Source organism: Pseudoblastomonas marina (assembly GCF_034374265.1).
In the GTDB taxonomy this organism is placed as follows: domain Bacteria; phylum Pseudomonadota; class Alphaproteobacteria; order Sphingomonadales; family Sphingomonadaceae; genus Alteriqipengyuania_A; species Alteriqipengyuania_A marina.
Genome location: NZ_CP139718.1, coordinates 258,724 through 277,167, shown reverse-complemented (window position 1 = coordinate 277,167; position 18,444 = coordinate 258,724). Strand labels below are relative to the sequence as shown.

The window sequence follows — 18,444 nt, the reverse complement described above, 5'->3', positions numbered from 1 at the left end:
TTCGGCGTCGGCCTGGTTCAATTCCCGAAGCGGGCGGTCTGCCGCTCGCGGAGCCTCTCGCGCATCGCGTACATTTCCTCGCTCACGAAGGCGCCGATCTTCAGGCCATCGGACTGCATCCCGTAGCTCGCTGCATGCACCCCGACGACGAGGCGACGGCTGTGATTGCCGTTGGTGACGAAGATCGGCGATCCCGACGATCCCCTCCATGACCGGCAGCGATGCAGCAGCATGCCCTCGCGCAGCTCGGCGCGGCAGCCCCAGTCCATCGTGATGTAGGCCCCCCGATTGAGATCCGCCGAATACCCCGCCACCGCGATCCGCGCGGGGTCCGAGCGGGTATCCTCGCGCGGCGTGAAATATGCGGTCCAGCGATCGGGCGGCAGCATGCCCAGCCACCCGACTTTCTGCTGCTCGGTCATGGTCACGAACGCCCAGTCGAGGCGCCGGTCTGCATTGTGGTTCCCGGGCGGGAAATAGACTCCGTCGACGACATAGGTGACATTTCCGGTCCGCAGCCCGTCATCCATGTAGAGGTATTCGTGCCGCACCGCGATTCCCTGTTTGAGGCGGAACTGGTCGTCGACCACGCAATGCTTGTTGGTCAGCACGAGGCCGGGACCGACATAGGCTCCCGAACAAGATCCACCGCGCGAGACGACCCGGGTGATCTGGTTGAAGGGCAATTCGTTGTTGTACATGCCGTAGGCCGGCAGGAACTTGCGTTGGCCGTAGCTCTCCTCCCACAGTTCGAGCCGGGGCAGGACGACGCGGAACCCGTCGTCGCTCATGCCCGCGGGGACGGCGAAATCCTCGATCCGCATTTCGCTTTGGCTGATCCTTTGGGTCGAGCGGACGAAGTCGCGTTCGATCTGGTCGATCTGGCGCATCCCGACATCGCTGATCGCCTTCGGGCTTGCGCCGAGCAGCGCCGCGGCGATCCCGCCCAGCAACGCGCCCGTCTGCCGGTCTTCCATCCGCTTCAGCGCCGCGGCGCGCTTGGCATTGATCCCGGCGCGCGCCGCCTTCTCGTAATCGCGATAAACGGCGGGAATCGACTGGTTCGCCTTGCGCAGGGTTTCCGCGGCGAGCTTCCAGTTCTGGCCGCGGTCGTAGCGGGGAGCGAGGTAGGACAGCCCTTCGAGCATGCGGCTGCGCACGCCGTTGAACGCGTAGGGATTGAGGTAGTAGCTGCAGCTCTCGCACGACCCGCCGCGGATGGCGTAATTGTAGCCGAACTGGCGCGACGCGAGCGAGGCGTGACAGGAGCGGGCGAGCTGCGAGAGCGCGTAAAGGTAGCGGGTTAGCTCGTTGTCCTTCCGCAAGCGATCGTACACCGCCGTCAGGCTGTCAAACGTTTCGCGCCCTCCGGCCCGGCAATATCTGGCGACCCTCCGGGCCGCGCAGGCGTCGTACAGTTTCCGGTTCTCCGGTATGAAGCGCTTGTAATAGCCGTCGGCATAGCCTTTCTTGTGGTGCTCCTGGATCCCGGCGGGATAGGGTACCTTGAAGCTCTGTGTATGGCATTCTCCTTCGAGGATCGCGTCGGTGTAGGGCTCGGGTTCGGGAAGCGGCACGGTCTGGCTGTGCTGCCAGGCTTCGTCCCAGCTAAGCTGAACCGGGGCGCCGTCCTCTGCGGGAGTTTCCGCGGGCGGTTCATCGGCAGGCGCGCCCGCCTCGACCGCCTGCGTCGATGCGGTGTCCTGTTGCGAAACGTCCTGTGCAATGAGGGCGAAGGAAAGCGTAGCCAGCGACCATGTCGAAAGCCCCGTCCTCAAGACTTTTTCCGCAACCAGCGAACCGAATGACAAGACCATTGCCTTCCCCCACGCGCTAAGGACCTCGCGACCGCTGGACGGGACTATCGAACCGGCTTGGCATTATTGTCAATTGGACTCGCTCAACGTCATACAACATGCTGTAAATTATACCTGTTCGAGCAAACATGATGCTCGATGCAACTTTACTTTCGATTGCTTGTCGATTGGCGGGCAGGCCCGGATCGGCTAATCTCGCCGATGATGCACGCCCCCTCGCCCACCCCGCCGGTTCCGGCCGACATCCTGCTCGCGGCCTATCGCGCGGGGATTTTTCCGATGGCCGACGGACGCGAGGATCCCGAAATGTTCTGGGTCGAACCGCGCGAGCGGGCGGTGTTCCCGATCGACGGGTTCCGCGCCTCGACGAGCCTGCGCAAGCTGCTGCGGCAGGAGAAATTCGAGGTCACCTGCAACGCCGATTTCGCCGGCGTGATCGCCGCCTGCGCCGAGCCGCGCCGAGAGCGCCCGGACGAGGAAAGCGGGACGTGGATCAGCCATGCGATCGAGGCGAGCTACAACGCACTGCACCGCGCGGGCCACGCGCATTCGGTCGAGGTCTGGCAGGACGGCGCGCTGGTCGGCGGGCTCTACGGGGTCGACCTGCCGGGGACTTTCTGCGGTGAAAGCATGTTCAGCCGCGCCGACAATGCGTCCAAGGTCGCGCTCGCCTGGCTGGTCGCGGCGATGCGCGCGGCGGGCAAGACCCTGCTCGATTGCCAGTTCATCACCCCGCACCTCAGGACGCTGGGCGCGGTGACCATGTCACAGGCGGATTATCTCGTATTGCTCGACAAGGCGCTGAAGACCAACGCCGCTCCATTGCCCGAAGGCTTCGCGGCGCTCGCGCAGAAGGCTCAGCTTTCGGGCGTTTCGCCGGGGAAGCTCATCGCGCAGTCCTTTACCCAGACGTCGTAGACCGGGTGCTCGACCACGTTGAGGCTGGGCGAATTCTTGAACAGCCAGCCGCTAAACACCTTGCGCCAAGCACGCTCGCCGCCATCGGGGCCGCGCTCGTTGACGAACACCTGCGCGAAGGCGCCGGTCTCGGCCGGGCGTTCCCACGGCGGGGTCCGTTCGCAGGTGGCGAGCCGGACGATGACGTTGTCGACGCGCTTCGATTCGCCCGGGGCGATCTCGATGTCCTGGGTCAGATTGTTGCGCTTGTTGAGCAGGCCGAGCGTCGCGACGCGCTCCTCGCGCGGGGTCGCGCCCTCGATCTCGTCGGCCGCCTCGACCGGCGGTGCTTCGGCACGCTCGATCTCGTCGGGGATTTCGGTTTGCTCGGCCTCGGGCTCGGGCGCGCCCTGATTGCACGCGGCGAGCGCGAGCAGCAGCGGCAGCGACCACGCAGCACGCATCACGCGTCCGGCGACCACGCTTCGTAATCGCCGGTGGCGCGGGCGCGGTGGCCGCCCTTCTCCAGCGCGCCCTGCGGCAGGTAGCGGGTGTCGGTGCCGGTGGCATTGGGGGTGTAGTCGGTTTCCCAGATCCTGGCCGGGGGGAGGAAGCTCTCGGGCACGTCTTCGCCCAGCCCGTGGAGCCAGCCGTGCCATTCGCTCGGCACGCGGCTCGCATCGTTGCTGCCCTCGTAGATCACCCAGCGGCGTTCGCGGCCGTCTCCGGTCTTTTTCTTCGAGCGGTAATACTTGTTGCCCTGCGCGTCGGTGCCGACGTGCTCGAACCCGCGCCACGCCGCCAGCATCGTGCCGATCGTCGCGCCATTCCACCAGGTGAAGATCTTGGAGAGGAAATTCATGATGCCGCGCCGGTTAGCCGATCCGGGAGAGTCGCACAATCGCTTGTTCGGTCCTTACCACGCGACCGCGTCGCCCGGCTCGATCCCGAGTTCCGCCGCGCGTCCGCCGGCGATCTCGAACACCGCGATCACCGCACCTTCGGACGGAATCGGATCGAGTGAATAGGGCTCGGCCATGGCGGCGATATTCGCGATCCGCCGATCGGGGCCGATGAAGATCAGGTCGAGCGGCAGCGGGGTGTTCTTCATCCAGAAGCTGCGCGCGCGTGGTTCCTCGGTCGGAAAGATCATCCCCTCGTCGGGGCCGAGCTCGGTGCGGAACATCAACCCGCGCTGCTGTTCTTCCGCGGTGGCCGCGACCTCGGTCTTGAAGAGATGCTTTGCCTCGCCGGTGTCGACGGTGACGTCGATGATCTCGAGTCCGGAAACCGGGTGGGTTGCCGCCTGCTGGTCCTGCGCCGGCGCCTCGTCGCTCGCCGCGGTCGAGCAGGCCGCCAGCGGCAGCGCGAGCAATCCCAGCGCCATTCCCGTCAATCGTAGCAATCCGCGACCCATTCTTCCGCCTCTTTCTCGTTCCTCGCCTCGACCAATGCGCGCGCATGCTGCGGCGCGTGTCCGGCGCGCATCATCGCCGCGACTTGCTTCTCGCGCAATGCCTGATCGAGCGCGTCGCGCGAAAACGGGCCGAACCGTCGCCGCCGCGCCAACGCCAACGCCGCCATCCGCCGGTCCTGCTCGCCGGGTGCCTGTTCGTCGCGGATCGTTTCGGAAACGCCCGCATGGTGGAGCGCCTGCGCAATTCGCCGCGCACCGTAGCCCCGGCGCAGGAGCGCATCGGCCTTCGACGAGGCATAGGCCTCGTCGTCGACGAAACGCTGGTCGACGCATTTGGCGACGATCTCGGCGACCGGCGGCTCGCCTTCGCCACCCCAGCCGCGCTCGCGCAATTTGCGCCGCAAATAGTCCTCGAGTTTCTTCGCCGTCGTCATGTAGCGCCCGGCATAATGCAGCGCGAGGTCGGCCAACTGTGCTCGTTCGAGCGGGGGACGAGACTTGCGCGGGCGGCTCATTGCCCTATTCATGCCACACTTGGCCCTAAACAGGGACCCCCAAGGTCGGCGTCGCATATGTTAAGGCCGTGCAGGCGACGCGAATATGCCATTCAATACGCAAAAAGCGTAATAAAAATAAAGACTTGGGAAGAGAGCGGGACACTCCAACCTATGACAGATTCGACCGGCACAGCCGTGCCGACCCCCAACGAAGACGCGCTCGAACGCCGATTTGCCGATTTCGGCACGTTCGGCGAGGCGCTCGATTACGCTGCGCGGGGCAAGCGCGGCCTCAATTTCCACGATCCGCGCGGTACGCTCGAACGCGTCTATCCCTTCGCCGAATTGCGCGAGGATGCGCTGGCAATGGCGCGCCGCCTGGTTGCCGCCGGGATCGCGCCGGGTGACCGGGTCGCGCTGATCGCCGAGACCAATCCGCAATTCGCCGCGCTGTTCTGCGGTTGCATCTATGCCGGGGCCTGGCCGGTTCCGCTGCCGCTGCCGACCACCTTCGGCGGCGCGGGCGGTTATACCAGCCAGCTCACCGTGCAATTGAGCAGCTGCGACCCCAAGGTCCTGTTCTATCCCGAAGAGATCGCCAGGCTGGTGCACGATGCAGCCGAGGCGCGCAGCGTCGAAGCGATCGCATGGGAGGACTTCGCCACCCGCGACGCACCCGATTGCGCGCTGCCCGAATTGGCGCCCGACGATATTTGCTACCTGCAATATTCTAGCGGCTCGACGCGCTTTCCGCACGGGGTCGCGGTGACCCACGCCTCGCTGCTCAACAATTTGCGCGGCCACGGGCTCGGCATGAAGCTCGAAGCGCAGGATCGCTGCGTCTCGTGGCTGCCTTGGTACCACGACATGGGACTGGTCGGCTGCCTCCTTTCGGTGATCGCCAACCAGGTTTCGACCGACTACCTCAAGACCGAACATTTCGCGCGCCGCCCGCTCGCCTGGCTCGACATGATCAGCCGCAACCCGGGCACCACGCTCAGCTATTCGCCGACCTTCGGCTACGATATCTGTGCGCGCCGCATCTCGAGCCAGAGCAGCGTCAGCGAACGCTTCGACCTGTCGCGCTGGCGCGTCGCCGGCAACGGCGCCGACATGATCCGGCCCGACGTGATGCAGAATTTCGTCAACGCCTTCACCGAGGCCGGCTTCCGCGCGAGCGCCTTCACCCCGAGCTACGGGCTCGCCGAGGCAACGCTCGCCGTAACCATCATGCCGCCGGGCGAAGGCATCCGCGTCGAGCTGGTCGAGGAAGAGCGCCTGTCGGGTTCGGCACGCGACCTGTCGCGCCCGGCGCGCTACCGCGCGATCGTCAATTGCGGCAAGCCCGTGATCGACATGGAAGTCGAGATCCGCGGCGAGGACGGCACCGTGCGGGCCGACCACCAGATCGGCAAAGTCTGGTGCCGCGGCCCGAGCGTGATGCATTCCTATTTCCGCGACCCCGAGGCGACCGACGCCTGCATGGTCGCCAAGGAAAATGGGGACGTCTGGCTCGACACCGGCGACATGGGCTACATGGCCGATGGCTACCTGTTCATCGTCGGCCGTGCGAAGGACATGATCATCATCAACGGCAAGAACCACTGGCCGCAGGACATCGAGTGGGCGGTGGAGCAATTGCCGGGCTTCAACCACGGCGACATCGCGGCCTTCGCGATCGAGACCGAGGACGGGGCCGAGGCGCCCGCGGTGTTGGTCCATTGCCGCGTTTCCGATCCCGACGAGCGCCGCAAGCTGCACAACCAGATCCGCGACAAGGTCCAGTCGGTCACCGGCACGCCCTGCGTGGTCGAACTGGTCCCGCCGCGCACGCTGCCGCGCACCAGCTCGGGCAAGCTCAGCCGCGCAAAGGCAAAGAAGCTGTATCTCGCCGGCGAAATCGCGCCGTTCGACCTCGCGGCCTGAGGCGCGATCCCGCCCCGCCCGCGAGCGCGCCCGGCGAGGATGCGGAAAACGACTTGCGATTGAGCGATTTGCACGGGCCTTTCGTAGAACGCGGCGCTAGGATGCTTGAACTGCGTGTCCTGCACTCCTAATACAGTGGGCGGAGGAAATATGGCGACTGAAACGAAGACTGCGACCGATACCGAACTCGAACTGACCGCGCCCGATCCGGTGCCGACGGTCGCGCCAGACAAGGCGGCCGGGCTGGTCCCGGTCTCCGAGGAAAAGAAATCCAAGTTGGCCGAAAAGGTCGAGGGTTTCGTCACCGAGCTGGTGTCGATCGACGCCAATTCGCCAGAATTCGGCAAGAAGGTCGACCAGATCACCAATATGGGCCGGCGCGAGATCGCCGCCGCCTCGCAGATGTCGAACCGTTTCCTCGATCGCCCGGTCCGCGCGATGGACCAGGACGAAGGCGTCGGCGCCAACCTTTCCGAATTGCGCAGCGTGGTCGAGGAGCTCGATCCCTCGAAGCGCGGCAAGCTGACCACCGGGCGCAAGCTGCTGGGCATCATCCCGTTCGGCAACAAGGTGAAGAAGTACTTCCAGAGCTACCAGAGCGCGCAGACCCACATCCAGTCGATCCTCGGCAAGCTGTCCAACGGCAAGGACGAGCTGCTGATGGACAACGCCGCGATCGACGTCGAGCGGCAGAAGCTGTGGGAAGCGATGGGCAATCTCGAGCAGATGATCCACATCTCGCGCGAACTCGATGCCAAGCTCGAGGAAAAGGCCGACGAGCTGCAGGCGACTGATCCCGAGAAAGCGAAGGCGATCAAGGAAACCGCGCTGTTCTACGTCCGCCAGCGGACGCAGGACCTGCTCACGCAGATGGCGGTCAGCGTACAGGGCTACCTCGCCCTCGACCTCGTCAAGAAGAACAATGTCGAACTGGTGAAGGGCGTCGATCGCGCCAGCACCACCACGGTCGGCGCGCTGCGCACGGCGGTCACCGTGGCCGAGGCGATGACCAACCAGCGCCTGGTGCTCGGCCAGATCACCGCGCTCAACGACACCACCGCCGGGATCATCGACGGCACCAGCACGATGCTGCGCGAGCAGACCGGCAAGATCCACGAACAGGCCGCCGCGTCGACGATCCCGCTCGAAACGCTCCAGCGCGCCTTTCAGAACATCTACGACACAATGGACGAGGTCGACGAATTCAAGGTCCGCGCGCTCGATTCGATGAAGCAGACGGTCGAGGCGCTGTCGGGCGAGGTCGAGAAGTCGAAGGGCTATATCGCGCGCGCCGAAGGGCAGTCGCAGGCGTCCAAGCAGGTCCAGGACAGCGGCCTGCTGAGTCTCGAGGGCTGAGCGGGCGATGGGCGACCTAACCAAGGACAGCGACCGCCTCCTCGGCGAGGGTCGTGCGCTCGTGCGCGACAATCGCGAGGGCGGACGCCATCGGCGGATGCCGCCGATCGGCGTGCATTCTGCCGAGATGCGACGCGACCATTTCGTCAAGAAACTGCGTAACATCGCCCTCGGCACCGCGGCGATCTTCGCGTTCTCGGTCCTGGCGGGCCTGATCATCGACGGCATCGGCTTTGCCGGGATCATGATCACTTTGTTCGCGCTGATCGCGATGGCGGTGATCCTGGGCAAATACCCCAAGATGAAAGTGCCCAAGCGGGCCGACCTTTCGCGCACGCAGGATGCCCGGCGCCTGGTTTCGCAAACCGAATTGTGGCTCGAGCACCAGGTCCCGGCCCTCCCCGCTCCGGCGGCGAAGATCGTCAACGACATGGGCGTCCAGCTCGATGCGCTCGGCCTCCAACTCGAAGGGATCGAAGCGACGCATCCGGCCGCGCAGCAGGTCCGCAAGCTGATCGGAGAGCATCTGCCCGAGACGATCGATTCCTATCGCCGGATTCCCGCGCACCTGCGCGGCGAGGAACGCGCCGGGGCGACCCCCGACGCGCAGATCACCGACAGCCTCGGCAAGATCAGCAAGGAAATCGACCACGTCACCCGGCAGCTCGCCGACGGGCATCTCGATGATCTCGCGATCAAGACGCGCTATCTCGACTACGCCTACGGCGACAAGGAAGCGCTCGAGGACCACAGCGAGCCGAAAGACCGCTGATGCGCGTCGCGATTCCCCACGACCTCGAGCGCGAGGAAGTCCGCCGCCGGATGGGCAATTCGACCGACGAATTGCGCAATTTCATTCCCGGCGGGATGGCCGACGTGCAGACCTCGTGGCCGAGCGATGACCGGATGCAGCTGACCGTCGGGATGATGGGTCAGGAGGTCACCGGCCATGTCGATATCGAGGACAGCCAGGTGGTCTTCATCGTCGACCTGCCGCCCGCGCTGTCCTTTGTCGAGCCGATCGTCGAGAAAGCGATCCGCAAGCGCGGCCAGACCATGCTCGAGGACAAGCGCCAAAGCTGACAAATCCCGCTTCGGGAACGAAATGTTGCGACGGACATTTGATGCGCAACTGCGCATTGCGCGATGTTCAACGGTCGGGTCGCACCCGCCGCGACGGGGATCGAAGTTTATGCCCGAAACGGGCCCAGCCAGAATCCAGACCTTGCGCGAATTCCTGCGCGAAAACACCGCCGAGGCGCACGACCGGCTCGACGGCCGCGTGAGCGCGCTCGACCTGTCCGAGGCGGACGATTACGCCGCTTTCCTGCGCTTCCAGTATGCCGCCCGTGCGCCGATCGAGGCCTGGCTGGCGCAGCGCGCACCGGATCTCGACCTTCCGCCGATGGCCTCGCTGGTAGAGCAGGACCTCGCCGCGATGGACGAGCCGCTGCCCGAGCTCGCTACCTTCCGCTGTCCGGCGGCGCGCGGTGCGATCGGCATCGCCTGGGCTCTCGCCGGATCGCATCTGGGCAACCGCGCCCTGCTCGTTCGCCTGCGCAAAAGCGGAGCGAAAGATCGGCCGGTCGCCTTTCTCGCCGACGAATCCATGCGCTTGGCGTGGGAGGAATTGCTGCCGCAACTCGAAGCGCCCGCGGACCGGCTCGAATGTGCACAGGCTGTCACCGCAGCCCATTCGGTCTTCGACCATTTCGCCCACGCTCTTGACCGGACGCTTGTTTGCCCCGAACGCGTCGCCGCATGACGGATGTCCGTGTCGACCTGACGAATTGCGATCGCGAACCGATCCACCTGCCCGAACAGATCCAGCCCTTCGGTGCCCTGATCGCAATCGGCACCGACTGGCTGGTCAGGCGCTGGTCGGCCAATGCGGAGGAATTCCTCGACCTCGATCGCCAGCTCGAGGCGGGTTCCCCCTTGCGCGAGATCCTTGCGCGCAAGGCGGTCGAGGAACTGCGCGATGCGATGGGGCTGCTCGACGAAACCGACGCGGTCGAGCGGATCTTCGGGCTCGACCTGCTCGGCGACGGCACCTGTTACGACATCGCGCTGCACCAGAGCGGCCGCCAGTACGTGTTCGAGATCGAGCACCACGACGCAGCGCGCCAGATGCAGTCGCTCAACAACCTTCGCCCGCTGACCCGGCAGTTGGAAACGACCGCGAACGAGGCAGAGCTAAACACGCGCACCTGCGACATCCTGCGGGAGATCCTCGGCATGGACCGGGTGATGCTCTACAAGTTCCACCACGACGATACCGGCGAGGTCATCGCCGAGAGCCGGAGCGAGGACACCGAGAGTTTCTTCGGCCTGCGCTATCCGGCGAGCGACATTCCCAAGCAGGCGCGCGCGCTTTACGTGCGCAACGTCCTGCGCATCATCGCCGATGTGAACGGCGAGACCGTTCCGGTGATGCCGCGGGACAGTTCCAGCGGCCCGCTCGACCTCTCGCTTAGCACGCTGCGCGCAGTCAGCCCGATCCACGTCGAATATCTCAAGAACATGGGCGTCGCGGCCTCGCTGTCGATCTCGGTGATCGTGCGCGGCAAGCTTTGGGGCCTGTTCGCGTGTCATCATTCCGAGCCGGTCAAGCTTCCCTTCTCGGTCCGCACCGCGGCCGAGCTGCTGGCCCAGATGTTCGCGCTGACGCTCGACCAGCGGATTTCGGACGCGGCGCAGCGGACGGCGGAGCGAGGGCGCGAGATCCACGACCGCGTGATGATCCGCCTCGCCGACGAGGACAACGTCGCCGACAACCTGCCGATGATCATCGACTCGCTGAAGGGCCAGATCCCGCATGACGGCGCGAGCGCCTATATCGAGGGCAAGTATGTCGCGCGAGGACAGGCCCCGACCGAAGAGGAATTCCTCGCCATCGTTCCCAAGCTCCAGGCCGAACTCGCCGGAGACGTCCTCGCGGTCGAATCGCTCGCCGGCAAGATCCCGGCGGCGGAAGCTTTCGCCGATCGGGTGGTCGGTGCGCTGGCCATTCCCGTATCCCGTACTCCGCGCGACTACCTCGTGTTGTGGCGCAAGGAGTTGCGCAAGACCGTGACCTGGGCCGGCAACCCGGACAAGCCGGTGACCACCGGCCCGCACGGCGAGCGGCTGACGCCGCGCGAAAGCTTTGCCGCGTGGGAGCAGGAAGTCGAAGGCTACAGCGCGGAATGGAGCGAGGCCGAGGTCCGGCTCGCGCAGATGATGCGCGTGACGCTGCTCGAAGTGCTGCTCCGGATCGCCGCCACCACGATGCGCGAGCGCGAGGAATCGCGCCAGAAGCAGGACCTGCTGATCGCCGAGCTCAACCACCGGGTGCGGAACATCCTGACGCTGATCCGCGGGCTGATTGGGCAAAGCCGCCACGAAGCCGAGGACATTGCGAGTTTCGCCGAAATCGTCGGCGGGCGTATCCGCGCGCTGGCGAATGCGCACGACGCGCTGACCGCGGAAAACTGGTCGCCGGCCTCGCTCAAGCGCCTGATCGAGATCGAGGCGGAAGCCTATGTCTCGGGCAAGGCCGATCGCGTCGTGATCGAAGGCGAGGATGCGCTGCTCAATCCGACCGCCTATTCGACGCTCGCGCTGGTGATCCACGAGATGATGACCAATGCGGCCAAATACGGCGCGCTGTGCGATCGCACCGGCAACGTCACGGTGACCCTGTCGCGCGATGCCGACAACGACCTCAGGATCGCATGGCGCGAAACCGGTGGCCCGGCGGTGCAGGCGCCGGAACGGCGGGGGTTCGGCTCGACCATCATCGAACGCTCGATTCCGTTCGAACTGAAAGGCGACGCCAAGATCCGCTATAGGCTGGGCGGGGTCGAAGCCGATTTCTGCGTTCCCGCCAGCTGTGTCGCGCGCGGCAGGGGCAGGTCGGCCTCGCTATCGGACAAGGCAATCAAGGAGGGCCAACAGGTGGAACCATTGCAGCACGTCTTGCTGGTGGAAGACAATATGATCATCGCGATGGATACCGAGGAGACCCTGCGCGAGCTCGGTGTCGCGAAGGTCGACATGGCGTCATCGGTCAAGGAAGCGCGGCGGCTCGTCGAGAACGGCGCGCCCGAACTCGCCGTGCTCGACTACAATCTCGGCGACGAGACCAGCGAACCGCTGGCGCGCGAACTGATCGCACAGGGCGTGCCGGTGGCGATGGCGACCGGTTACGGCGAAGCGATTCGCGATCTCGACGATCTCGACGTGATCGGCATTCTCGCCAAGCCCTACGACCGCGACGATCTGCTAGGCCTGTTCGGCCGCGTGCGCGGTTCCGATCAGCAGGGCTGAGCGAGCAGCGCGAGACCTGCGGGCGCGAAGCCGACCGCGGACAGGCCCGGCGCCAGCACGCAACCGCCGGGAGCGACGGTTTCGCCGTTCACCGTAACCTCGGCATCGAGCGGGATCACCAGTAGCGGCGCATTGCCGAACGCGGCGGCACCGGCAGGTTTACCTTCGCTCCTGAGCAGGCGGAAATGCGGTCCGTCGACCAGCCATTCCTCGCCCTGCGGCGGGACCTTGCGGCGATGCGCGGTGCCGTATGGCTCGCCCTTCGCGACCTCCATCCCGCTTTCGAGATGCAGTTCGCGCGGGCGGCCGTAATCGTAGAGCCGGTAGGTGATGTCGCAGTTCTGCTGGACTTCGATCAGGCTGACGCCCGGGCCGATCGCGTGGACCGTGCCCGCCGGGATGTAGAAGAAATCGCCCGCCTCGACCTCGTGCCAGGTCATCAGCCCTTCGATACTTCCGTTGCGCGCCGCAGCACGCATCTCGTCGGCCGAGAGTTCGCGATCGAACCCGATCCCCAGCGTCGCGCCCGGCTCGGCATCGATCACCAGCCAGCATTCCTCCTTGCCGCGCTCGCCGTCGCCGAGCGCCTGCGCCTGGGCATCGTCGGGATGGACCTGGACAGAGAGTTTTTCGCTCGTGAACAGGTATTTGACCAGCAGCTCGTCGAGCTGCGCGGGCGGTTCGAACCAGATCTCGCCGATCCGCTTGCCCGCGGGCGCCTCGAACGGCGGCGGCAGCGTCTCGCGGCCCCACACCTTCTCGACCGTGCGGATCGGCAATGCGGCGCTCATTGGTTCGCGGCTCCCTGCAGCTTGCCGACCTTCTGTGCGCCATCGGCGGTGGTGACAAGCACCTCGTCGCCATCGACCACGATGATGACGTCCGACAGGCCGATCGCCGACACGCGCGGGCCGTCGCTGTCGACCATGACGTTGGTGCAATCGACCAGTTCGGCCTCACCGCGCACGACATTGCCGTCGTCCCCGGTGGCGAGAACATCGCGCAGGGCGGGCCAGTTGCCGATGTCGGACCAGCCCATGTCGGCCGGCACCATCGCCGCGCGCCCGGTGTTCTCCATCACCGCATAGTCGACCGAATCCCCCTCGATCGAGGCGAAGGCGGTGCCGTCGGGATGGAAGCATCGACCATCCTCGCTTCCCTTTTCGACCGCCGCGCGCACCCGGCCAAGCATGTCGGGGCGGTGCCGTTCGAGCTCGGCGAGGAAGGCGCCGGCGCGGAACGCGAAAATGCCGCCATTCCAGGCGAAGCCGCCATCGGCGAGGAATTGTTTCGCGCGCTCGAGATCGGGTTTTTCGACGAAGCGCGCGGTGCGGAACGCGCGCTCGCCGATCGGTTCGCCGCGCTCGATATAGCCGTAGCCGGTTTCGGGCGCGGTCGCCGCGATCCCGAAGCTGACCATCCAGTCGTCGCGCGCGAGTTCGGCGGCGCGCATCGCGGCTTCGGCGAAGGCCCCACCGTCGGCGATATGGTGGTCGCTCGGGCACACCAGCATCACCGCGTCTTCGGGTAGCCGCAGCGCCGCCAACGCGATCGCCGGTGCAGTGTTCTTACCCTCGGGCTCGACGATGATGCGTGCGTCCGGTGCATCACCCAGTTGCGCCTGCACATGGGGGACGTGCGCCGCCCCGGTCACCACCACTGGCGCGGCGAAGCGCGCGGTATCGCCGCAGCGTGCGACGGTCTGTTCGAACAGGGTCGTCTCGCCGACCAGCGGGATGAAGGGCTTGGGCTTGGACTTGCGGCTCTTCGGCCACAGGCGCGTGCCGCTGCCGCCGCACAGGATTACCGGAGTGATGGGGGTCATTGTACCTCTATTCGAACCAGCGCTGATACCAGCGGAACGTCGATACGACAGGATTGCCGTCCGGGTCCATGGCGGGTTTGAACCGGAATCGCCGCATCGCGAGATCGCAGGTGATCCGGTCGGCTTGCGGATCGGGACTGGGCCGCACGACGCGGCAGCCGGTCGGCATGCCGTCGACCCCGACGCGGATATCGATCGCGACCGACTGGCCGTTGCGCAGGTCGCGGGTCTCGCGCGGGTAATCGCGCGCCGAGGTGATGTCGCCCGCGATCTTGACCGGCTTGGTGACGAAATAGCCGCCCCTGCCGTCGCCCCCGCGGCCGCTGCCGGTGCCAGCGCCGGAGCCCCCGGCGCCGGTGCCGCTGCCGGTCTCGGCGCCGCCCGATCTCGTGGCGGTGCCGGTGGACGAGGCGCGCGGTGCCGGAGGGGCCTCGCGGCGGACCTTCGGTTCGGGCGCGGTCACTTCGCGCGGGGTGGCGCGGACGCCCTGCTCGCCCGAGGCGCCCTCGTCGGGCACAGGCGTCGCCTCGACCGGCGGCGGGGTGGGCTGCTCGGCCGGGACCTCGAACGCGACCGCGCTCAACGTGTCCTCGACGATCTCGGGCAGGATCCCGGGAGAGAAGGCGCGCGCGAGAAACAGCACCGCGAGTACGTGGAGCAGCGCCACGGCGACGGCGATGAGTGCTTTGCGCAAACGGGGTGAAAGACTGATGGCCGGCATGGAATTCCAACGCGCGGGAGCGCCCGTGCGATCCTTAAGCTCCTATCCGATCGACTTAGGGATGAACACCTAAAGACCTTTCGGAGCGTCGTTAATTGCACTTCAACTATCACTGATTGCCCACCGGGAGGTCCAGATGGCCTATATCCTTGCTGCCGACGACGACGAGATGCTCGGCGAAGTCATTCGCCGCCGCCTGAGCGAAAGCGGGCATTACGTCACGATGTGCGGCGACGGTGCCGAATTGCTCGCGCGGCTTTCCGAAGGACTGCCCGACCTCATCCTGCTCGACCAGGTGATGCCCAAGCGCTCGGGTATGGAAGTGCTGATCACGCTCAAGCGCGATCCGCTGCTGGTCTCGATCCCGGTGGTCATGCTGACCGCCTGCAAGGCGCCGGCCGACGTGCTCGCCGCGCTGCGTGCGGGCGCGGCGGATTACATCACCAAGCCCTTCATTCCCGACGAGCTCGCGCTGCGGGTTGATGGCCTGCTGCTGCGTCGGCAGGCTGACCTGCTGCCGGGCGAGGAACTACGCCGCCGACCTGCGAGCGTCGCGATCCACTGATGGAAGTACCCGCTGCCGAAGCGCGTCCGTCCGACGAGGGAATTGCGCGAGTCTCGGGCATTATCCCGATGCTCATCCTGTTGGTATGCGCGGCGGTGTTTTTCGGCTTCTTCGCCTGGCTCGGTATCACGCTGACGCGGGGCGACGGGCGCATCGCGGCGGTGTGGATCCCCAACGCCATCGCGCTGGTCGCTTTGCTCAGCGCGCGCCGCAATCAGCGCGTCCCGCTGCTCGGCGCTATGGTTGCCGGTTTCATCGTGGCCAATATCGCCGTCGGCGACAGCCCGTTGCGCGCGCTCAGCCTATCCACGAGCAACGCGATCGAGGTTGGAGTCGCGCTGTGGCTGATCGAACGTTTGTGCCCGCTGCGGCCCGACATGCGGCAGCTGCGCGACCTCGGTATTTACGTCCTTGCCGCCGGTCTGGCCGGTCCGGCGGTCGCCGCCACTTTCGCAACGCTTGCGCTCGGCTCGTTCAGCGGGTTCTCGCTGACGACCTGGGCCGAATGGGCGCTCACCGATGCGCTCGGCATGATCCTCGTCGGCCCCGCGCTGCTGATCATCGTCGAGGCGCTGCGGCGCCCGCGCTGGCCGACCCGCCGCGAGGCGATCGAATGGGCGGCGCTCACAATCGGCGGCACCGCGCTGACGATCGCGGTGTTCGCGCAATCTTCTTATCCGTTCCTGTTCATGGTCGCGCCGGTGGTGCTCGCGCATGCCTTCCGCCTCGGCGCGCTCGGCACCGCGGTGTCGATGATCAAGGTCGGGGTCATCGCGACCTGGTTCACCTTCCTCGGCACGGGCCCGATTTCGCTGGTCGACGGGACCATGGCCGAAACGCTGATCGTGCTGCAGGTCTTCCTCGCCTCGATCTTCGTGACCGGATTGCCCGTCGCCGCCGCGCTGCACGGCCAGGCGCGGATGGTACGCGAACTGGCGGACAAGCAATCGCAGCTCAGGCTGCTGACCGAAAACGTGACCGACGCGGTCCTGGTCTACGACAGCACCGGGGTGTGTCGCTATGCCTCGCCCTCGGTCGCCGACGTGCTCGGCCGCGACCCGGCCGAGATCGTCGGCAAAAGGCCGAGCCAGCGCGCCCATTCGGATGCCGCAGAGCGCATCGCCGAGGCCGAGCGCAAGCTGGTCGCGGGCGAGATCGAGCAGGATCGCTTCACCTATCGCCGCCTGTTCGACGACGAGGAGGGCAACGCCGTATTCATCGAGGCCGATTGCGCGCTGGTCCGCAAGCCGGACGGCGAACCGGACGGAATCATCGTCTCCGCGCGCGATGTCACCGAGCGCGTTTCGCTCGAGACACAGCTCGTCGGCGCCCGGCGCGTGGCCGAGAACGCGGCCGCCGCCAAGAGCCAGTTCCTCGCCAATATGAGCCACGAGATCCGCACCCCGATGAACGGCGTGCTCGGCTTCGCGCAATTGCTCCAGCAGGGCGATCTCGACCTCGAACAACGCCGCCATGTCGACCTGATCGTCGAAAGCGGCGAGGTGATGATGCACCTGCTCAACGACATCCTCGACATCTCGAAGATCGAGGCCGGTCAGATGGCGGTGGTAGAGGAACCGGTGCGGGTCCACGAACTGCTCGAAGGGTGCCGCAAGCTTCACTCGGCCAATGCGGAGCGCAACGGCATCGCATTGGTGCTCGCAATCGACGACGACGTCCCGGCCTGCCTGCTGGGCGATGCGATGCGATTCCGGCAGATCGTGCTCAACCTGGTCGGCAATGCGGTCAAGTTCACCCATGTCGGCGAGGTCAGGATCCACGCCGGCTGCGCGGGCGACACGTTCGAAGTGTCGGTCGAGGACAGCGGGGTGGGGATCGCGCCCGAGCGGATCGAAGCCATCTTCAAGCCGTTCGAGCAGGCCGATGGCGCAACCTCGCGTCGCTTCGGCGGCTCGGGGCTCGGGCTGACCATCAGCCGCCAGCTGGCCGACCTCACGGGCGGCGAACTGACCGCCGACAGCGAAGTCGGGCAGGGATCGCGCTTCGTGCTGCGACTGCCCCTCCGACCCGTAGAACAGGAGTGGGTCGCACGCGAGGATGAGGTCGATGGATCGCCCCCGATGCTGCCCAGCGCGCGGATCCTGCTGGCCGAGGATCACGACATCAACCGCATGCTCGTCACCGCAATGCTCGAGCGCTGCGGCCAGCAGGTGGAAGTCGCCGAGGACGGCGACAAGGCGGTGCGCATGGTCGAGGCCGCCGCGCAGGAAAGGCGCGGCTACGATCTCGTGCTGATGGATGTCCAGATGCCGCAGTGCGACGGCTACGAGGCGACGCGGCGGATCCGCGCGGCCGGGTTCGGCGCCGCTTCGCTGCCGATCGTCGCGCTCACCGCGAACGCCTATGAGGACGACGTCCGCGAGGCAACCGAAGCGGGCATGCAGGCGCACCTCGCCAAGCCGCTCGCCTTCGGCGATCTCGTCGCGGCCCTGCACCGCTGGCTGCCGCGCGGCAACGGCGACAACCAGGCAGGAGCAGATGCCCGCCCCGAAGCGCCGGCACGCGCCGAGCAAGCATCATCGGACGATTATCCAGCCGATTTGCAGCAGCGCTGGCAGGAACGCCGGGCCGAAGCGCTTGCCGCGGTCGCACGCATCCTGGAAAAGGACGGTCCGAATCCCGACGAACTCGAGGAGATCGGTGGGCTCATGCACATGCTCGCCGGGACAGCCGCGATGTTCGACGATGCCGCGCTGGGCGAAGCCGCGCGCGCACTCGAGAACTCGCTCCGCTCGAACCCCGATCCGCTGGCACTGCGCGAGACCGCGCAACGCCTCCTCCGCGCCGCCTAGGCAGCGCGAACAAGCCACCCGTCCCGCGTGCGCCCCGTCGGCGAAAATGTGAAGAAGGTGGTGAAGGAGGCAGTCCATCGCTAACCGCTCTCCCTGCAAATTCTCTTTTTTACAGGGAATTTACAGGGAAAGTCGCGTTTCCAGGGCTGCTGAACCTCTTTTCACAGCACTGAAACCGGCGGAAATCCGCCCTTCCCTGCATCAAATTCCCTGCGCCGATAACAGGGAATTCCGCTCCAGCTTTCAGCGAAATCGTCCGGCGGAACAGCGAAGCGGTTGGGCCCTAGCAGCGAAGCACT

At 66.1% G+C, this 18,444-nt stretch carries 17 protein-coding genes; 9 read left to right on the top strand and 8 right to left on the bottom strand.

Translation table 11 applies throughout. The features are described from left to right. Positions 1-17 precede the first annotated feature (17 nt). Complete coding sequence (locus tag T8S45_RS01285) at positions 18-1,811, bottom strand: trypsin-like serine peptidase (RefSeq protein WP_322294385.1); 1,794 nt, start codon at positions 1,809-1,811, stop codon at positions 18-20. A gap of 210 nt (positions 1,812-2,021) precedes the next feature. On the opposite strand from T8S45_RS01285, the gene aat reads away from it, so the two are divergent. Then, entirely contained in the window at positions 2,022-2,735 is a 714-nt protein-coding gene (aat, locus tag T8S45_RS01280; RefSeq protein ID WP_322295177.1) for a leucyl/phenylalanyl-tRNA--protein transferase, read from the top strand. Here the strand turns inward: aat and T8S45_RS01275 are convergent. The 4 genes from T8S45_RS01275 to T8S45_RS01260 are packed head-to-tail and all read right to left on the bottom strand — an operon-like array spanning position 2,675 to position 4,646. Next, positions 2,675-3,178 (bottom strand): DUF2155 domain-containing protein, encoded by a 504-nt coding sequence (locus T8S45_RS01275; protein WP_322294384.1) that lies wholly within the window; start codon positions 3,176-3,178, stop codon positions 2,675-2,677. The two genes, aat and T8S45_RS01275, sit on opposite strands and share 61 nt — an antisense overlap. After that, positions 3,178-3,576 (bottom strand): NADH:ubiquinone oxidoreductase subunit NDUFA12, encoded by a 399-nt coding sequence (locus T8S45_RS01270; protein WP_188641278.1) that lies wholly within the window; start codon positions 3,574-3,576, stop codon positions 3,178-3,180. The genes T8S45_RS01275 and T8S45_RS01270 overlap by 1 nt, the downstream gene beginning before the upstream one ends. 54 nt (positions 3,577-3,630) lie before the next feature. Then, positions 3,631-4,101: a DUF192 domain-containing protein gene (locus tag T8S45_RS01265; protein WP_322294383.1), complete on the bottom strand. Its 471-nt coding sequence runs from the start codon at positions 4,099-4,101 to the stop codon at positions 3,631-3,633. A 5-nt stretch (positions 4,102-4,106) separates the two neighbouring features. Further along, entirely contained in the window at positions 4,107-4,646 is a 540-nt protein-coding gene (locus T8S45_RS01260) for a regulatory protein RecX (protein WP_188643065.1), read from the bottom strand. Positions 4,647-4,799: 153 nt separating this feature from the next. On the opposite strand from T8S45_RS01260, the gene T8S45_RS01255 reads away from it, so the two are divergent. From T8S45_RS01255 to T8S45_RS01230, 6 genes are all read left to right on the top strand, one after another. Beyond that, on the top strand, positions 4,800-6,554 hold the full coding sequence (locus tag T8S45_RS01255) for a fatty acyl-AMP ligase (protein WP_322294382.1): 1,755 nt from the start codon (positions 4,800-4,802) through the stop codon (positions 6,552-6,554). Between the two features lie 150 nt (positions 6,555-6,704). After that, complete coding sequence (locus T8S45_RS01250) at positions 6,705-7,910, top strand: toxic anion resistance protein (RefSeq protein ID WP_188641275.1); 1,206 nt, start codon at positions 6,705-6,707, stop codon at positions 7,908-7,910. A gap of 7 nt (positions 7,911-7,917) precedes the next feature. Beyond that, positions 7,918-8,682 carry a hypothetical protein gene (locus tag T8S45_RS01245; protein ID WP_322294381.1) on the top strand — a complete coding sequence of 255 codons (765 nt, stop codon included), beginning with the start codon at positions 7,918-7,920 and terminating at the stop codon, positions 8,680-8,682. Next, a complete protein-coding gene (locus T8S45_RS01240) occupies positions 8,682-8,993 on the top strand; it encodes a polyhydroxyalkanoic acid system family protein (RefSeq protein ID WP_322294380.1) in 312 nt (103 codons plus the stop codon). Before T8S45_RS01245 ends, T8S45_RS01240 begins: the two co-directional genes overlap by 1 nt. A gap of 109 nt (positions 8,994-9,102) precedes the next feature. After that, positions 9,103-9,675, top strand: coding sequence for a biliverdin-producing heme oxygenase (locus T8S45_RS01235; protein ID WP_322294379.1), 573 nt, complete (start codon positions 9,103-9,105; stop codon positions 9,673-9,675). Then, entirely contained in the window at positions 9,672-12,221 is a 2,550-nt protein-coding gene (locus T8S45_RS01230; protein WP_322294378.1) for an HWE histidine kinase domain-containing protein, read from the top strand. Before T8S45_RS01235 ends, T8S45_RS01230 begins: the two co-directional genes overlap by 4 nt. On the opposite strand, the gene T8S45_RS01225 is transcribed toward T8S45_RS01230, so the two are convergent. The 3 genes from T8S45_RS01225 to T8S45_RS01215 are packed head-to-tail and all read right to left on the bottom strand — an operon-like array spanning position 12,209 to position 14,740. Continuing rightward, entirely contained in the window at positions 12,209-13,012 is an 804-nt protein-coding gene (locus T8S45_RS01225; protein ID WP_322294377.1) for a class I mannose-6-phosphate isomerase, read from the bottom strand. The two genes, T8S45_RS01230 and T8S45_RS01225, sit on opposite strands and share 13 nt — an antisense overlap. After that, entirely contained in the window at positions 13,009-14,046 is a 1,038-nt protein-coding gene (locus tag T8S45_RS01220) for a mannose-1-phosphate guanylyltransferase (protein ID WP_322294376.1), read from the bottom strand. The genes T8S45_RS01225 and T8S45_RS01220 overlap by 4 nt, the downstream gene beginning before the upstream one ends. Positions 14,047-14,053: 7 nt before the next feature. Continuing rightward, the gene (locus tag T8S45_RS01215) at positions 14,054-14,740 is read right to left on the bottom strand and encodes a TonB family protein (RefSeq protein ID WP_322294375.1); all 687 of its coding nucleotides are present in this window, start codon (positions 14,738-14,740) and stop codon (positions 14,054-14,056) included. Between the two features lie 163 nt (positions 14,741-14,903). Here T8S45_RS01215 and T8S45_RS01210 point away from each other — a divergent pair, with 163 nt between their 5' ends. Together T8S45_RS01210 and T8S45_RS01205 are read left to right on the top strand one after the other, a co-directional pair. Then, positions 14,904-15,332 carry a response regulator transcription factor gene (locus tag T8S45_RS01210; RefSeq protein ID WP_322294374.1) on the top strand — a complete coding sequence of 143 codons (429 nt, stop codon included), beginning with the start codon at positions 14,904-14,906 and terminating at the stop codon, positions 15,330-15,332. Then, on the top strand, positions 15,332-18,145 hold the full coding sequence (locus T8S45_RS01205) for an MASE1 domain-containing protein (protein ID WP_322294373.1): 2,814 nt from the start codon (positions 15,332-15,334) through the stop codon (positions 18,143-18,145). The genes T8S45_RS01210 and T8S45_RS01205 overlap by 1 nt, the downstream gene beginning before the upstream one ends. The last annotated feature ends 299 nt before the right edge of the window (positions 18,146-18,444 follow it).

Bases quoted from the DNA above. Each gene is read 5' to 3' on its own strand.
- aat (WP_322295177.1), top strand. From the start codon at position 2,022: ATGCACGCCCCCTCGCCCACCCCGCCGGTTCCGGCCGACATCCTGCTC.
- T8S45_RS01275 (WP_322294384.1), bottom strand. From the start codon at position 3,178: ATGCGTGCTGCGTGGTCGCTGCCGCTGCTGCTCGCGCTCGCCGCGTGC.
- T8S45_RS01270 (WP_188641278.1), bottom strand. From the start codon at position 3,576: ATGAATTTCCTCTCCAAGATCTTCACCTGGTGGAATGGCGCGACGATC.
- T8S45_RS01265 (WP_322294383.1), bottom strand. From the start codon at position 4,101: ATGGCGCTGGGATTGCTCGCGCTGCCGCTGGCGGCCTGCTCGACCGCG.
- T8S45_RS01260 (WP_188643065.1), bottom strand. From the start codon at position 4,646: ATGAGCCGCCCGCGCAAGTCTCGTCCCCCGCTCGAACGAGCACAGTTG.
- T8S45_RS01255 (WP_322294382.1), top strand. From the start codon at position 4,800: ATGACAGATTCGACCGGCACAGCCGTGCCGACCCCCAACGAAGACGCG.
- T8S45_RS01250 (WP_188641275.1), top strand. From the start codon at position 6,705: ATGGCGACTGAAACGAAGACTGCGACCGATACCGAACTCGAACTGACC.
- T8S45_RS01245 (WP_322294381.1), top strand. From the start codon at position 7,918: ATGGGCGACCTAACCAAGGACAGCGACCGCCTCCTCGGCGAGGGTCGT.
- T8S45_RS01240 (WP_322294380.1), top strand. From the start codon at position 8,682: ATGCGCGTCGCGATTCCCCACGACCTCGAGCGCGAGGAAGTCCGCCGC.
- T8S45_RS01235 (WP_322294379.1), top strand. From the start codon at position 9,103: ATGCCCGAAACGGGCCCAGCCAGAATCCAGACCTTGCGCGAATTCCTG.
- T8S45_RS01230 (WP_322294378.1), top strand. From the start codon at position 9,672: ATGACGGATGTCCGTGTCGACCTGACGAATTGCGATCGCGAACCGATC.
- T8S45_RS01225 (WP_322294377.1), bottom strand. From the start codon at position 13,012: ATGAGCGCCGCATTGCCGATCCGCACGGTCGAGAAGGTGTGGGGCCGC.
- T8S45_RS01220 (WP_322294376.1), bottom strand. From the start codon at position 14,046: ATGACCCCCATCACTCCGGTAATCCTGTGCGGCGGCAGCGGCACGCGC.
- T8S45_RS01210 (WP_322294374.1), top strand. From the start codon at position 14,904: ATGGCCTATATCCTTGCTGCCGACGACGACGAGATGCTCGGCGAAGTC.
- T8S45_RS01205 (WP_322294373.1), top strand. From the start codon at position 15,332: ATGGAAGTACCCGCTGCCGAAGCGCGTCCGTCCGACGAGGGAATTGCG.